Below are 15,085 nucleotides of genomic sequence, written 5' to 3'. Positions count from 1 at the left end.
GCCGGCGACCAACTCCGGCGAGCGAATGATGGCCGGAGGAGAGTCGTTATCCGGAGGGCGAACTTCGGCGAAGCCGCGCAAGCCGGAGGTGACATTTCCCTGGGATCTTCATCTCCGGCAAGGGCCGCCTTCGCCGGCGCTGACGGAGCAACTAGGGTGAATCGAACAATCAATGCTTTTCGGTGGCATTCCTAGCTGCTTTTGTCTATGATTAAGCTATAGATCTTGGCGGGAGGAAAAAGCAAATGAACGCATTAAGAAAATACATCAAGAATCCAAAAATTCGCCAAATCATGGTCCTTTTCCAGCAACATTGGGGCCGGATGGAAATCGGGCGACAGTCGGCTGAGATGGCGTACTATGTTTTGTTGGCGCTGCTTCCTACACTGTTGTTGCTGGGGAACATCATCCCGTTATTACCGTTGCCGCGGGAGCAGGTACTCTCCTACGTGGAGATGGCCCTACCGCTTGAAGTCAGCAATACACTCACCCCGATACTGGAACAATACTTGAACAGTGGCAGCAGTGGGGTCGTTTCATTCGGACTAGTGCTGTCGATCTGGACGGCGTCGAAAGCATTCAATGTCTTCCAGAACGTTTTGAATCAAGTGTACAACACGAAGATGCGGAAAAATTTCATCGTCCACAGAATCTTTTCGTTCGTGATCGCCTTTCTGCTTGTCGCCATGATTGCGTTTGTCGCTTTCCTGTTCATGTTCGGCAGGTATATCCGGGATTTCTTCGAAGAGTTTTTGTCCATCCAGTTGGACTTCATCACAGCCTTCGAAAATTTTCGCTGGATCGTTGCCTTTTTGATCATCGCTATTATCATGACAGTCATTTATTACGTGGTGCCGAATGTGCGCTGGTCATTTAAATATTCGCTACCGGGTGCAGCGTTCGCAACGATCGGCTTCCTCTTGATTTCGCAGCTGTTCTCCTTGTATGTCGGTGTCGCCGGCAATCAGGCCATCGGTAACAGTGCAATCGGGGTCGTGATCACGTTGCTGTTGTGGTTGTATCTGATGGGAACGGTGCTGATTCTTGGTGGCTTCTTGAATGTGATGCTGTACCATTACTTCCAGCCGTTGCCGGTCGCGCTGAAGGAAGAGAGCCGCTACTTAATCCGTTATTCGAAGAACGCATTGGCGCTGAGTGTCAACGAGCAATCTCTGAAACGGCGTCTGATCCGTAAAAAACTGCGTATCCAAACGAACAAACAGGCAGACATATGATCGAATCCAGAAAGACAGGGCAAAGAGGTTTAGGTTTTTTTAAACCTCGGCGCCTTTTTTTTTGCGCGAAGTTTCTATATAATGAGAGGATAGCACGCCTATTGTTTTTGAAAGAAAGGATTTAATCATGCGAAATCAACAAACTACGCAGAATGCGGATGTTTCGAAGATCGATTACGGCATTATCCTGTCCGTATTCCTTCTGGCCATCATCAGCGTCCTGACGATTTATTCAACGACCGTCCTGCAGACGGATGGTGACATCAGTACGACCATCATGCAGATCGTCTGGTATGGTATCGGCATCATCGCCGCCGCCATCGTGATGCATTTCGATTCCGAACAACTTTGGAAAGTTGCCCCGATCGCATATGGGGCCGGCATCCTGCTTCTGTTCCTGGTCCTGATCTTCTATGACCGCAATACCTACTATCTCCAAGGGGCAAAAAGTTGGTTCCGCTTCGGTAGTGTCACTTTTCAGCCGTCCGAAGTCGTGAAAGTTGCGCTCATCATCATGTTGGCGCGGGTCATCACCGAGCACAATATGCAGATTGATGACCGGACCGAAAAAACCGACATGAACCTGCTGCTGAAGATCGCCATGTGGTCGGCGCCGCCGCTCCTTTTGGTCATCCTGCAGAACGACCTCGGTACGACACTCGTTTTTCTGGCGATCATCATCGGCATGACGTTCCTTTCCGGCGTATCCTGGAAAATCCTGTTGCCCGTATTCGGGATAATCGGGGCACTCGGATCGTTGCTCATCTACCTGGTTGTCTACAACCGCGATGTGCTCCTGAATTTCGGTTTCCAGAATTACCAATTCGCCCGGATCGATTCCTGGCTCGACCCGTTTGGGGACAGTACCGGGGACGCCTATCAATTGGCGCAAAGCATGAAAGCGATCGGATCAGGCAAACTGTTCGGCAAAGGCCTCGGCGTTTCCGAAGTCCACGTGCCGGTGCGCGTCTCCGATATGATCTTTTCCACTATCGGCGAGAATTTCGGCTTCATCGGCGGTTGTTTTCTCATTTTTATCTATTTTCTGCTGATTTACCAAATGATCCGCATCTGTTTTGACACGAAAAATGAATTTTATGCCTACATGGCGACAGGTGTCATCATGATGATCCTGTTCCACGTATTGGAAAATATTGGCATGACGATCGGGTTGTTGCCGATCACCGGTATTCCGTTGCCGTTCATCTCGCAAGGTGGCTCGGCGCTCCTCGGCAATATGCTGGGGATCGGACTGGTCATGTCGATGCGCTACCATTACCGCAGCTACATGTTCTCGGAAGAGGACGAACATTTCGGAATCTGAATCCAAACCCAAGGAGGCACTTATATGATCACAATTTACCAACATCCCCAATGCTCGACCTGCAAAAAAACGCGCGCTTGGTTCGACGAAGAAGGCATCGCCTACGAATTGAAGGACATCCGCGAAGAGCGTCCCGACCGTGAAAGCATCCGCCAAGCGATCGCATCCGGCAATTTGACGCTTCGCCGTATGTTCAACACGAGCGGGAATCTGTACAAGGAAATGCAACTGAAGGACAAACTCGACAGCATGGACCTCGAAGAAGCGCTTGACCTGCTGGAATCGGACGGCATGCTGATCCGCCGGCCATTCGTAACGGACGGCACGCAGATCACGGTCGGCCACGACGAAGAAAAATTAAGCACGACCTGGAAATAAGCGAAGGAGGGAAAAACATGACTGAAAATACAGTGAAATACAGTGAAAACGGCTTCTGGATCAAAAAGGAAGCGGACAAATACATCGTCGGCCTATCCGAAAAAGGCCAGGACGATCTGGGCGAAGTCAGCTTCATCGATCTTCCTGAAACGGGCGCAATCAAAACGACCGACACGCTGATCGGTGTCGAAGCCGCTAAAGCGATGACCGACTTGGCCTCTCCATTGGCCGGTACGGTTACGGCAGTCAACGAAGCATTGGAAAACAATCCGGAGAACCTGAACAGCACAGATGCAGCAATGAACTGGATCGTCGAGCTGACGGACGTATCTACTGAAGACTTCGTAGCTTTGCAGAATGAATCCGGACTTTAGAAGAATGTGAAAAGATGAAAAGGCAAGCATGCGGACATCGTGTCCGAGTGCTTGCCTTTTTGATTTTTAATTGTGTTCCGGCGAAGGCCGGGTCGGCCGGAGGAGCCGGCCAGGAACTGTTCTTTTCTCCTGTGAGAGGGATTTAGCCGGAGGAAAACGGATTATCCTGTGCGATCCTCCGGCGAACGTTTCCTCACCGGAGGACGCGAAACTATTCCGCCACCAACTCCGGCCAAGGTTCTCTCGCCGGAGCTGGTGACCCGAAACCCGAGACCAGAAACCCGAGACCCGAATCCGAAAACCGAAATCCTCCTAGCGCGCAGCCCGCGCGACCAGATCCTCAAAGAACAGACGCATGCTTTTAGCTTCCGGTATCATCGTCTCCGGGTGCCATTGGATGGCGAGGATGCTTTGTTCCGGATCAGTCGCTTCAACGGCTTCAACAAGACCATCAGGGCTGTATCCGACCGGCTGCAAACCTTTGGCAACAACTTTCAACGCTTGATGGTGGAAGGAATTCACCGACAGTTTTTCACCGACCAGTTCGTGGAGGTGGCTGCCTTCCATCACGATGACGGAGTGGGTCGCATATTTGAAGTCGGTCTTTTGTACATGCTGGATGCGCATATCCGGATATTCATGCGCAAGGTCCTGATATAGGCTGCCGCCCATCTGAACGTTCAGGATCTGCAAGCCGCGGCAGACGGCCAGGATCGGTTTTTTCTGTTTCAAAGCTTCCTCCACGAGCGCCATTTCGAAGTCGTCGCGCAAAGGGAAGGTCGCGCCGATGTGCAGGCTCGGTTCTTCGCCGTAAAAATTTGGCGAAACATCTTGTCCCCCAGTCAGCAGCAGTCCGTCGATTTTAGCGATATAGTCGGCTGCCGTTTCGGGGGCGCCGATGGGAATGATCAAAGGATTACCTCCTGCGGCCTGTACGCCTTTCACGAATCCGATGGGTGTGTAGGCGACGGAAATTCCTGAGAAAGCAGGGACAGCCTCCAGTAATTGGTTGCCGGTGATACCTATCAATGGTCTCATATATGATGTCTTCCTTTCTTTCTTGGCTGATTTTCATCATTTTACATCATAATCGGGAATATGGGAAAGAATCGTTCTTATGAGTGGACAAAATCGGTCGATAGTTTATAATGATTATAAATTGAAAAGAAGTATCGTTGATTAATGGGGTTTTCATAATGATTCCATTGCGAAAGGTTTTCAATTGGGTTAAAATAGTTGTAGTGTCAATAATGAAGGTTCGATTAAAATATATAGATTGTGAGGAGTTAATTTATGTCTACTTTAGAAATAATAGATCTGCATGTCTCCATTGAGGATAAACAAATTTTGAAGGGCGTCAACCTGGTGATGAACACCGGTGAAATCCACGCCATCATGGGGCCGAACGGTACAGGTAAATCGACTTTGTCACAAGCAATCATGGGTCATCCGAGCTACACAATCACAAAAGGCCAAGTTCTCTTGGACGGCGAAGATGTGACGGAAATGGAAGTCGACGAACGCGCACGCGCAGGCCTGTTCCTGGCGATGCAATATCCGAGCGAAATCGCCGGCATCACAAACGCTGAATTCATGCGCGCAGCCATCAATGCCCGCCGCCCGGAAGACGACAAAATTTCGGTCATGAACTTCATCAAGAAATTGGATGAAAAAATGGAAATCCTGAATATGCCGGAAGAAATGGCCGAACGCTATTTGAACGAAGGCTTTTCAGGTGGAGAAAAGAAACGCAACGAAATCCTGCAATTGATGATGATCGAACCGAAATTCGCGATCCTTGACGAAATCGACTCCGGTTTGGATATCGATGCTCTGAAAGTCGTTTCCAAAGGCGTCAATCTGATGTCCGGTCCTGACTTCGGCGTCCTGATCATCACCCACTACCAACGTCTCTTGAATTATGTACACCCTACATTCGTCCATGTCATGATGGACGGCCGCATCGTGAAATCCGGCGACGCCAGCTTGGCGAAACGTCTGGAAGCGGAAGGCTACCGCGGCATCCGCGACGAATTAGGTCTAGATATCCAATTGGATGAAGAATAGGAGGACGTCACATGCTGAACGAAGAAAAAACGTCCTTGTTGGATGCGGTTCGCCTGTTTTCCATTGAAAAGGAAGAACCGGAATGGATGCGCAATAAACGATTGGAATGGCTTGAAAAATATGAAGAGCTGGCTTTCCCATTGATGGAACGCATCAGCTACCACCGTTGGCCGCTCCTTGACACAACCATCTCCGCCGGTGCATACGGCGAGGAATTGGTGAACAGCCAAGGTCTCCAATACGACTTGGGCGACACACCGAAAATCGTGCAATTCGGAAACGTGACGCTGATGGAGCAATTGCCGCAGCATTTGATCGATCAAGGCGTCATTTTTACCGACTTATATACGGCCGCTCAGGATTATCCTGAACTGGTCCAGGAATACTACATGACGACAGCCGTGAAGCCGGAAGAAGACCGGTTCACCGCTTTCCACACAGCCTTCATGAACAGCGGCGTCTTCCTTTATGTGCCGAAGAACGTCGTCATCGAAGAACCGTTGGAAGCTCTGTTCATCCAGAATTCCCACGTGAAGGAAAGCTTCGTCAAACACGTACTTTTGGTCGCTGACGTGAACAGCTCCGTCAAATACGTGGAGCGCTATGAAACTGAAGGCAATGAAAAGAACAGCGCCAACATCATCGTCGAAGTCATCACGAAAACCGGCGCGCAAGTCAAATTCTCGGCAGTAGACACCATGGGCGAAAATACGTCCGTCTACATCAACCGCCGCGGCCACCTGTTGAAAGATTCCTCCATCGAGTGGGCGATCGGCGTCATGAACGATGGCAATGTCATCTCCGATTTCGATTCCGATCTGATCGGCGAAGGCTCCCACAGCGAAATCAAAGTCGTGGCTGTTTCCACAGGCAGACAAGTGCAGGGCATCGATACCCGCGTCACGAACTACGGCAAGCACTCGATCGGCCATATCCTGCAGCACGGGGTCATCATGGATCGTTCGACTTTGACTTTCAACGGCATCGGCCACATCATCAAAGGCGCGAAGGGTGCAGATGCGCAGCAAGAAAGCCGCGTGCTGATGCTGTCCGATAACGCCAGAGGGGATGCGAACCCGATCCTGTTGATCGACGAGAACGACGTCACAGCCGGCCATGCCGCCAGCGTCGGACGCGTCGATCCGGAAGAGATGTTCTATCTTCTTTCCCGCGGTATCCCTAAGGCAGAAGCAGAACGTCTGGTCATCCGCGGATTCCTGGGTACGGTCATCGCGGCCATCCCGGTCAAAGAAATCCGTGACGGTTTGGTGGAGATGATCGAAAGGAAGTTGATGAAACTTTGATCGATGCAAAGAAAATCAAACAAGACTTCCCGATCCTTTTCCAGACCGTAAACGACGAGCCGCTGATTTATCTGGACAATGCGGCCACTTCCCAAAAACCGAAACAGGTGCTGGAAGCCATCCAACACTATTACGAGCATGACAACGCCAATATCCACCGCGGCGTGCATACGTTGGCGGAACGCGCGACTTCAGCCTATGAAGCCGCCCGCGAAAAGCTGCGCCGCTTCATCAATGCCGCTTCAGAGAAGGAAGTCCTTTTCACCCGCGGCACGACAACCGGCCTGAACTGGGTTGCTGTCGGCTTCGGCGATCTGATCGTCGAAGAAGGCGACGAGATCTACATCACGCCGATGGAACACCACTCCAACGTGGTTCCTTGGCAACAGTTGGCTAAACGCAAGAAGGCCAAATTGGTCTACTTGCCGTTGACTGCAGACGGTTTCGTCGATGTCGAAAAATCGGCCGAAGTCATCACTGCAAAAGGCAAAATCCTGTCGGTCTGCCATTCCTCGAACGTGTTGGGAGTCACCAATCCGATCAAGGAACTGGCCGCATTGATCCACCAGCACAACGGCTACATCGTCGTGGACGGCGCGCAGTCGACGCCGCACATGAAAGTCGATGTGCAAGCATTGGACGCCGACTTCTACGCCTTCAGCGGCCACAAGATGCTGGGGCCTACCGGATCCGGCGTGCTTTACGGCAAGGAAGCTTTGCTTGAAAAGATGGAGCCAGTCGAATTCGGCGGCGAAATGATCGATTTCGTTTACGATCAGGAAAGCACCTGGAGCGTTCTGCCTTGGAAATTCGAAGCGGGCACACCGAACATCGCCGGCGGAATCGGCCTTGGCGCTGCCGTCGACTATCTGGAAGCGATCGGCATGGATGCCATCGAAGCCTACGAGAAGGAAATGGTGCGCTACGTGCTGCCGAAACTGCAGGCGATCGAAGGCATCACTGTCTACGGTCCGGCCGATCCTGAAAAGCATACGGGCGTGATCACCTTCAACCTGGAAGGGATCCATCCGCATGACTTGGCTACGGCTTTCGACATGGAAGGCATCGCTGTTCGCGCCGGTCACCACTGCGCGCAGCCGTTGATGCGTTATTTGGACGTATCCTCGACAGCCCGGGCGAGTTTCTATTTCTACAACACTTTCGAAGAGGCCGATCAATTCATCGCCTCCTTGCATAAAATAAAGGAGTTTTTCAAAGATGGCTTTATCTAAACTAGAAAACCTATACCGCCATGTCATTCTTGACCACTCCAGTCACCCGCACAATTACGGCACCTTGGAAAACGCCGACGAACAGATCGAGCTGAACAACCCGACCTGCGGCGATGTCATCACACTGCAATTGGCGATGGACGGCGACACGATCACGGCCGCGAAATTCTCCGGCCATGGCTGCAGCATCAGCACAGCCAGCGCCAGCATGATGACGGACGTTGTCATCGGCAAAACAAAGGCAGAAGCAGTGGCTTTGGCGGAAGAATTTTTCCTGCTGGTCCAGGACAAAATCGAGCCGAATGAAAAACACCTTGGCGAAGCGATCGTCCTGAACGGCGTCGCAAAATTCCCTGCCCGCATCAAATGCGCCACTTTGGCTTGGAAGGCTTTGGAAAGAGCAATTATCCAGGACAAAAAAGAAAAAGGGGAAGAACAAGCGGAATCCCCGCATGAAGGAGAGATTGTATGAGTGAAGTACCAGTAGTTGACGATTATAAATTTGGCTTTCATGACGACGCAAAAATCATCTATTCCACCGGTAAAGGACTGACGGAAGAAATCGTCCGGGAAGTATCCGCATCAAAGGATGAACCGGAATGGATGCTGGATTTCCGTCTGAAATCATTGGAAGCCTACAGAAAAGCAGGGTTGCCGAAATGGGGGCCGGATCTATCCACTCTCCAATTCGATGACATCACCTATTTCCAGAAAGCCACCGATAAAGTTGCCCGGACTTGGGATGATGTGCCGGACGAAATCAAGGAAACCTTCAAAAAAATAGGGATTCCTGAAGCCGAACGTGCATACTTGGCCGGCGTAACGGTCCAGTACGAGTCGGAAGCCGTCTACCACAACATGAAGGACGAGTTCGAGAAATTGGGCATCATCTTCACCGATACGGATACGGCCCTGAAGGAATATCCGGAAATTTTCAAGGAACATTTCGCCACTGTTGTACCGCCGACAGATAATTTCCAAGCAGCCTTGAATTCGGCCGTTTGGTCCGGAGGTACGTTCATCTATGTGCCGAAAGGTGTCAAATGCGATGTGCCGTTACAGACTTACTTCCGTATCAACAACGAAGGCTCCGGCCAATTCGAACGCACGTTGATCGTCGTCGACGAAGGCGCCAGCGTCCACTATGTTGAAGGTTGTACCGCTCCGACTTATTCGGCCGACAGTCTGCATGCCGCAGTTGTTGAAATCATCGTGAAGAAGGATGCTTACTGCCGCTACACGACCATCCAAAACTGGTCCGGAAACGTCTACAACTTGGTTACGAAACGTGCAGTAGCCCTGGAAAATGCGACAATGGAATGGATCGATGGCAACTTGGGTGCCAAAGTGACCATGAAATACCCAAGTATCTTCCTGAACGGCCGTGGCGCCAAAGGGACGATGCTTTCCGTAGCATTCGCAGGCAAAGGCCAACTGCAGGATACCGGCGCGAAAATGATCCACAACGCGCCGAACACGTCCAGCTCGATCGTCTCCAAGTCGATCGCCAAAGATGGCGGGGCAGTGAACTACCGCGGACAAGTGAAGTTCGGCAAGAAATCGGAAGGATCGATCTCGCATATCGAATGCGACACGATCATCATGGACGACATCTCCACTTCCGACACGATTCCGTTCAACGAAATCCACAACGGCAGAGTCTCCCTGGAGCACGAAGCGAAAGTTTCCAAAATCTCCGAAGAGCAACTGTATTACCTGATGAGCCGTGGCCTCAGCGAGTCCCAAGCGACCGAAATGATCGTCATGGGCTTCGTCGAGCCATTCACCAAAGAACTTCCGATGGAGTATGCAGTCGAGTTGAACAGACTGATTGCGTATGAGATGGAAGGGTCTGTAGGATAAAACGTAAATTATAAGCTAGAAACGGCTGTGCATAGCTGTTTCTAGCTTTTTTGTTTTTTCTGAAATGGTGCAGTGAATTCCATTTTGAATTCCATTTGTTTGAGAATCAAAAATTGAAGCGTTCCGCGAACTTTTCGGCAGCATTATCTTCCGCTTTTTTGGTTACGTGTGTATAGATGTTCATCGTCGTGTTAATGTTGCTGTGGCCAAGCCTCTCTTTGACAACCTGAATCGGGGTGCCGGCTTCGAACAAGAGCGAGCAGTGTGTGTGCCGGAAGCCGTGAATGGTGATGTGCTTCAGTTTGTACTTACGTTCAATCGTGTTCAGCCAGTCATTCACTGTCGGACCATTGTATAATTTGTTTTCCGGGTAGGTAGTGAAAACAAGTTGCTCTTTTGAACTGGTATTGATCCCGCGTTTGAAGTACAGCTTCCTTTGGGCCGATCGCCAAGCCATGAGCATGTCAGCTGTTTTATTATCAATGGATATTTCCCGATACGATTCGAACGTTTTGGGAGTCGAAACGATCGCAATGCCGTCTTCGTTGACGGTTTGCGTTTTTGAAATGGTGATTCTTTTTGACTTGAAATTAATATCATTCCAGGTCAGCGCCAACGCTTCGCCGCGTCTGCATCCAGTAAATGCCAGGAGCCGGAAGAAGGTTGTGAATTTCTCATTGCCGTAATCCTCGCAGCACTCCAGGAAATATTTCAGTTCATCCGAATCCAGGTAATTCTCCTGCTGCATAGGTTGTTCCTTTTTTTGTCGCGGAAGCTTCAGCAGCTTCATCGGGTTCGTGTCTATGATCCCCATCAGTAAAGCATAGTTCAACGTTTCGGATACAATTCGTTTCGGATACTTTGCACTTTTGAAGTGATCTGTCCATTTATTCAGGATCTTTTGGCAAAAAGCAATGTCGATTTTTTCGATAAACAGATTCTCGAAATAGGGGAGAACATGCAACTCAGCATAGCGCTTTGTCGTGCCGTATGATCCGGACTTCACTTCGCGCTCATGCTGTTGTAACCACAATTCATAAATTTCGCTGAAACGGTAACGTCGTTTTTTTTGAGTAGTATGTGTGCCGTCCGCCGAGCTTACCTTTAGCCTGGCTTCCATCACTTCCGCTTCTTTCTTCGTTGCTAAACCTCTTCTTGTCGTGCTTTTTTTCTGCCCGGTAACGGGATCGATGCCCAAATACACTTGGACTAAGTATGCTTTTGAGCCATCTTTCTTTTTATATTCCTTTATCAATTTAAAAACCTCCACACCTCTCTTGCCCGCCAGCGCGAAAGAACTATCAGTAGGTTCTCAAATATGTTAAAATGATTATATACAAATAGACCTTTAAATAAGGCTATTTTATGGCAAACACCACTTTCGTCTTGGTTGGGGAGAGTGGTGTTTTTTTTGTTTAGTTTAATTTAAAGAATACGCTGGTATTCCAGTCAGTTATTTCGACTAAAGTTTCATCGCCAACGGGAACGATCAAACCTTTCTTACCTTCGTCGGTGCCGCCTTGATATAAATCCTTGAATCCGAAGTCAGTACCGGTTTCAAATGTTGCATAGAAAGGTTGGGCCACTTCGCTGCCGTCTGATGCAACCGGAGTAATGGATAAATTGACCGTATTAAATGGATCATCAGCGCTGCCTTCGTCCAGAGTTGCTTTCAAATCGAAAATTACCCATTCAAAACCTTCAGGAGCTGGTTCGTTATACGGGTTAGCGGCAATCAGTTGGTTGTAAGCTTCTTCGCCTCTGACTACATTTGAGATCGATGCCGTTATAACCCCATCAATTCTGTTGGATTCTGCATCACTATAAATAACATCCCATGTCGCTGATTGACCAACAGCAACCGGATTGCTTCTTTTACCAGGTGCGCTGACTTCTTCGCTAACTGCGGAAGCCGCCTCTGAGGATGCGGCAGCAGTTGATGATGCCTCTTCCGAAACTTCGACGTCACTCGGTGATCCGCATGCCGCCAATACCAACGCGCTACCAAACAACAATAAATATTTCTTCATGATAATTCCTCCAATATAGTTTTTTATATAAACCGCTAAAACGGTAAATATCATAAATAAAAGCTAACTCCTACAGCTTTACCCAATATCCTGGCCGGGTTGTGTTCCGTGATGATGTATGGCGCATAGTCGGTGTTTTCGGCTACCAACATCACGATATCACCCTGTTTTTTTACACGCTTAAGAGTAGCCTCTGAATCCCCATTGACTAAAACAGCGGCTATTTCACCATCCTCAACATCATCTTGCATCCTTATTAATACATCTGATCCATCCGGAATCTTCGGCTCCATACTATCTCCTTTTGCTGTTAAATAGAAGGTCTGACCTTTTGGCAACCTGTCCTTCAGGTGGTATCGATACCCTATAATGTTTTCGTCAGCAAGTATGGGGTCACCGCACGCGATTGTTCCAATGACTGGTATTGCGACCATATTTTCTGGTGTTACTTTAATTATATTCGTTTGATCGTACAAGTTTCTTACTGGAAAAAAATCGTCTAAAGATACCTTGAAAATTGATGCTAGTTCAAACAGTAAATCTTGATTGGCCTTCCTCTCTCCATTTTCGTACCTACTTATAGACTGTCGTGTAGTATCTAATAACTCTGCAAGCTCATCCTGGGTCATGTTTCTTGATTCTCTGAATTTCTTTATTTTTGTTCCAATGAATTTATTTAGCTCCATTTCATCACCACCTTAGTATTCATTAGATGATAATAGAATACCACTAAATCACCGATTTGGAAACTTTTTTGTCTTTTTAGATAAAATTCTATTTACAAGTTACCAAAATGGTGCTAAACTTTGTTCATGGGGGTGAGATACATGCAATCGAAGTTATATGCGATGAGAAAAGACAAGTTGAAAATGACCCAAGAAGAAATAGCTGCACACCTTGGTATTTCAACATTGTCTTATCGCAATAAAGAAAAAGGTAAAAGCGAATTTACTCAAGACGAGATGTTCGCTTTGTCGAAATTATTGGGCAAAAGCATAGACTCTATTTTTTTGCCAAGGAAGCACCAAAATGGTGACAAAGTGAAGGGGGAAAATTAAATGAACGAATTGCAAATATTTAATTTTGAAAGCAATGAGGTTAGAACAATGTTGGTCAATGAAGAACCATTCTTTGTAGCAAACGACGTAGCGAAGACCCTTGGCTACTCGAATACTAGCGACGCCACTAATAAGCATTGTAAAAAAGGGTTCATGGCATGGGGTAGCGATTCGCTAGGTCGCCCTCAGCAATTCAAGTTAATTCCAGAGTCAGACGTTTATCGCTTGGTCTTCCGTTCGAAATTGCCGGAAGCCGAAAAATTTGAAAATTGGGTAACTGAAGAAGTGCTTCCATCGATCAGGAAAAAGGGTTTCTATGAAATACCGAAAGACCCAATGGATGCGCTTCGATTGATGTTCCAGGCGACGGAACACACACAAGAAAAAGTAAACCAGGTGGATGCGAGGGTTATCCATTTAGAAGAAAACGTGAAACTGGATCCCGGGGAATACACGTACATCGGAAAATCAATTTCTAGAAAGGTGTACCAGATCGGCAAGGAACGCGCCTACAGCATGAACCGGGAGCAAAAAGAGGAGCTATTTAAGGCGATCAACAAGGAGATTGCCGAAATAACCGGAGTTCGGACCAGGACTCAGCTTCGTCAGAAGGATTACAAAAAAGTGATTGAGTTCATAGACGACTGGGAGCCTTCGAAAGCGACGTCGATGCTTGTTAAAAACTATGAACAGATGGAAATGGAGGTTTAACCCATGCAGGTAGATGTTCCTATCCAGCTGCCGAGCCAATTGGAAGACGAAATAAGAAAAACAATCGCCTCCGTCATTATTGAGGGGGCGAAACAAGCGACAAATTTGTATTACGATCTGCCGCCTTATCCAAACAAGAGCCAACTGAAGGCAGCCTTAAAAGTTGGTAATGAGAAAGTGAAGCAATGGGAAGCGGAAGGCCTTCCGGTGACGCGGTTTTCTGACAATGATTATAGATACGATCGAAATGACATCATCAAGTTTTTTGACAATCGAAAAGTATAAACGCCCGCCAGCGTGAAAGAGGGGATTGGAATTGAAAATCTTTACAAATGAGTTTGAGGATAGATTGGTCAGCTTTATAGGGACCACCGTCGTAGTCAGTATTGCATTACTATTCTTCGGCATAGCCGGCGGTATTGAGCTAGGGTTGATATTTTAAGGGGGAGCAAGCCATGAGAGAGACGGTAACTGAAATAGAAAAGGCTGTCCTGGATGCAATGAGGATGGGAGCAAAAATTAATCTTTTGCTCACGAGTGACTCGCTTGAAAATGTAGATAAATATCTGGAATCATTCGAAGGTTTAAAAGCAGATCGGGAATATATCCAGGACAGATCAAGTTTTGTTTATCCTTATGTGGGTTTCTCAAAGCATTACGATCAAATCGATTTAATAGTGCAAGCAACTGTAATGCTGGAAGGCGGTGAAAAAAATGACTGAGAAAATTTACATCACATGCGCAGCATACAGGAACGAGGACGAGCAGTTAACTATGATGGAGGGCGACCCGATCGAACTCGTATTTCTTACAACGGTGATTGTCAACGCAGTCAGGAGAGAGTTCATGAAGGCTGGGTATTCAGATTTTGAATCAAAAGCACTGATAATCGGAGGAATTGAAGAATTTTGGGGGAAAAATACCCAACAGGAGGTGGAAGGAAAGTGAAAACTTATACAGCAGCATACGCTAAAAAGAAGGCCAAGGATTTCCAAAAGAAACACTTTACCTCCTGCATCAGCATTTTATTCTTGGATAAACGCACCTACCGTCTATTCGTGTTCCAAGGTGATCGCCGGGTACTTGCAGAAAGTGGCCGCTTGCCTCAGTTGGAGAAGGCGAAAAACGAGGCTCTTGACACATATCTGGATGCAGCGTTATTGGAAATGGTAGTGGAATCCGGTGATGTCTGGCTAGGTGGTGCAAATGGATGACGTTGTTTATCTTGGCGCAGGTTATGGCCCGGCGCGGTCTTACGCATAAACAAAGCAAGTCTGATCCAAACCTGGCACGTATATGGGAAATAATCGACGGCCGATCAGTTCCGGTCCTGCAGGTTAACCTTGTCGATGGCTCGTTCCTGGAAATGAAACACTACCCATTGTTGGACACAAGAACAAAGATCAAACTTGCTGATGCACAAGCGGAGTATCATCGCAGATTTAAAGCAAGACGCAAAAAAAGCTGATGCGCCAACATCAGCCCGTAAAGAAAAAACCTTACAAGGAA

General features: G+C 48.1%; 20 protein-coding genes. 16 read left to right on the top strand and 4 right to left on the bottom strand.

Going from position 1 to position 15,085, the window contains the following annotated elements; translation table 11 throughout:
* Window positions 1-245: 245 nt before the first annotated feature.
* The 4 genes from BMZ71_RS05925 (at window position 246) to BMZ71_RS05910 (ending at window position 3,311) form a co-directional block, all read left to right on the top strand.
* Complete coding sequence (locus BMZ71_RS05925) at window positions 246-1,235, top strand: YihY/virulence factor BrkB family protein (protein ID WP_086988164.1); 990 nt, start codon at window positions 246-248, stop codon at window positions 1,233-1,235.
* A gap of 127 nt (window positions 1,236-1,362) precedes the next feature.
* Window positions 1,363-2,559, top strand: a complete 1,197-nt coding sequence (locus BMZ71_RS05920) for an FtsW/RodA/SpoVE family cell cycle protein (RefSeq protein ID WP_086988163.1) — start codon at window positions 1,363-1,365, stop codon at window positions 2,557-2,559.
* Between the two features lie 24 nt (window positions 2,560-2,583).
* Window positions 2,584-2,937 (top strand): arsenate reductase family protein, encoded by a 354-nt coding sequence (locus tag BMZ71_RS05915; protein ID WP_086988162.1) that lies wholly within the window; start codon window positions 2,584-2,586, stop codon window positions 2,935-2,937.
* Between the two features lie 17 nt (window positions 2,938-2,954).
* The gene (locus BMZ71_RS05910) at window positions 2,955-3,311 is read left to right on the top strand and encodes a glycine cleavage system H family protein (protein WP_086988161.1); all 357 of its coding nucleotides are present in this window, start codon (window positions 2,955-2,957) and stop codon (window positions 3,309-3,311) included.
* Window positions 3,312-3,623: 312 nt separating this feature from the next.
* On the opposite strand, the gene BMZ71_RS05905 is transcribed toward BMZ71_RS05910, so the two are convergent.
* Window positions 3,624-4,349 (bottom strand): gamma-glutamyl-gamma-aminobutyrate hydrolase family protein, encoded by a 726-nt coding sequence (locus tag BMZ71_RS05905; RefSeq protein WP_086988160.1) that lies wholly within the window; start codon window positions 4,347-4,349, stop codon window positions 3,624-3,626.
* A gap of 255 nt (window positions 4,350-4,604) precedes the next feature.
* On the opposite strand from BMZ71_RS05905, the gene sufC reads away from it, so the two are divergent.
* Genes sufC through sufB form a run of 5 tightly spaced genes read left to right on the top strand, consistent with a single transcriptional unit; the run spans window position 4,605 to window position 9,777 of the window.
* Window positions 4,605-5,378 (top strand): Fe-S cluster assembly ATPase SufC, encoded by a 774-nt coding sequence (gene sufC / locus BMZ71_RS05900; protein ID WP_068561111.1) that lies wholly within the window; start codon window positions 4,605-4,607, stop codon window positions 5,376-5,378.
* Between the two features lie 11 nt (window positions 5,379-5,389).
* A complete protein-coding gene (sufD, locus tag BMZ71_RS05895) occupies window positions 5,390-6,682 on the top strand; it encodes a Fe-S cluster assembly protein SufD (RefSeq protein WP_086988159.1) in 1,293 nt (430 codons plus the stop codon).
* Entirely contained in the window at window positions 6,679-7,914 is a 1,236-nt protein-coding gene (locus BMZ71_RS05890; protein WP_086988158.1) for a cysteine desulfurase, read from the top strand. The genes sufD and BMZ71_RS05890 overlap by 4 nt, the downstream gene beginning before the upstream one ends.
* Window positions 7,901-8,386, top strand: a complete 486-nt coding sequence (gene sufU / locus BMZ71_RS05885) for a Fe-S cluster assembly sulfur transfer protein SufU (protein WP_086988157.1) — start codon at window positions 7,901-7,903, stop codon at window positions 8,384-8,386. Before BMZ71_RS05890 ends, sufU begins: the two co-directional genes overlap by 14 nt.
* Window positions 8,383-9,777: a Fe-S cluster assembly protein SufB gene (gene sufB, locus BMZ71_RS05880; RefSeq protein WP_086988156.1), complete on the top strand. Its 1,395-nt coding sequence runs from the start codon at window positions 8,383-8,385 to the stop codon at window positions 9,775-9,777. The genes sufU and sufB overlap by 4 nt, the downstream gene beginning before the upstream one ends.
* 106 nt (window positions 9,778-9,883) lie before the next feature.
* Here the strand turns inward: sufB and BMZ71_RS05875 are convergent, their stop codons facing one another.
* The 3 genes from BMZ71_RS05875 to BMZ71_RS05865 form a co-directional block, all read right to left on the bottom strand.
* Window positions 9,884-11,032, bottom strand: a complete 1,149-nt coding sequence (locus BMZ71_RS05875; protein WP_143071395.1) for a tyrosine-type recombinase/integrase — start codon at window positions 11,030-11,032, stop codon at window positions 9,884-9,886.
* 160 nt (window positions 11,033-11,192) lie between these two features.
* Window positions 11,193-11,807, bottom strand: a complete 615-nt coding sequence (locus BMZ71_RS05870) for a lipoprotein (RefSeq protein WP_086988154.1) — start codon at window positions 11,805-11,807, stop codon at window positions 11,193-11,195.
* A 50-nt stretch (window positions 11,808-11,857) separates the two neighbouring features.
* Window positions 11,858-12,493, bottom strand: coding sequence for a LexA family protein (locus BMZ71_RS05865; RefSeq protein WP_086988153.1), 636 nt, complete (start codon window positions 12,491-12,493; stop codon window positions 11,858-11,860).
* A 141-nt stretch (window positions 12,494-12,634) separates the two neighbouring features.
* Between BMZ71_RS05865 and BMZ71_RS05860 the strand changes: the two genes are divergently transcribed.
* The 7 genes from BMZ71_RS05860 to BMZ71_RS05830 all read left to right on the top strand — a co-directional run bounded on the left by BMZ71_RS05860 (window position 12,635) and on the right by BMZ71_RS05830 (window position 15,044).
* Window positions 12,635-12,865 (top strand): helix-turn-helix transcriptional regulator, encoded by a 231-nt coding sequence (locus tag BMZ71_RS05860; RefSeq protein ID WP_086988152.1) that lies wholly within the window; start codon window positions 12,635-12,637, stop codon window positions 12,863-12,865.
* Window positions 12,866-13,576 (top strand): BRO family protein, encoded by a 711-nt coding sequence (locus BMZ71_RS05855; RefSeq protein WP_086988151.1) that lies wholly within the window; start codon window positions 12,866-12,868, stop codon window positions 13,574-13,576.
* Between the two features lie 3 nt (window positions 13,577-13,579).
* Window positions 13,580-13,861, top strand: coding sequence for a hypothetical protein (locus BMZ71_RS05850; RefSeq protein WP_086988150.1), 282 nt, complete (start codon window positions 13,580-13,582; stop codon window positions 13,859-13,861).
* A 170-nt stretch (window positions 13,862-14,031) separates the two neighbouring features.
* Window positions 14,032-14,298: a hypothetical protein gene (locus BMZ71_RS05845; RefSeq protein WP_086988149.1), complete on the top strand. Its 267-nt coding sequence runs from the start codon at window positions 14,032-14,034 to the stop codon at window positions 14,296-14,298.
* Window positions 14,291-14,524 carry a hypothetical protein gene (locus BMZ71_RS05840; RefSeq protein ID WP_086988148.1) on the top strand — a complete coding sequence of 78 codons (234 nt, stop codon included), beginning with the start codon at window positions 14,291-14,293 and terminating at the stop codon, window positions 14,522-14,524. Before BMZ71_RS05845 ends, BMZ71_RS05840 begins: the two co-directional genes overlap by 8 nt.
* Window positions 14,521-14,790, top strand: coding sequence for a hypothetical protein (locus BMZ71_RS05835; RefSeq protein WP_086988147.1), 270 nt, complete (start codon window positions 14,521-14,523; stop codon window positions 14,788-14,790). Before BMZ71_RS05840 ends, BMZ71_RS05835 begins: the two co-directional genes overlap by 4 nt.
* Window positions 14,787-15,044 carry a hypothetical protein gene (locus tag BMZ71_RS05830; protein ID WP_086988146.1) on the top strand — a complete coding sequence of 86 codons (258 nt, stop codon included), beginning with the start codon at window positions 14,787-14,789 and terminating at the stop codon, window positions 15,042-15,044. Before BMZ71_RS05835 ends, BMZ71_RS05830 begins: the two co-directional genes overlap by 4 nt.
* The last annotated feature ends 41 nt before the right edge of the window (window positions 15,045-15,085 follow it).

The sequence above is a fragment of the Trichococcus flocculiformis genome, from assembly GCF_900113645.1.
GTDB lineage: Bacteria > Bacillota > Bacilli > Lactobacillales > Aerococcaceae > Trichococcus > Trichococcus flocculiformis.
The sequence above is the reverse complement of the archived record's forward strand: the minus strand, read 5'-3'. Positions and strand labels throughout refer to the sequence as shown.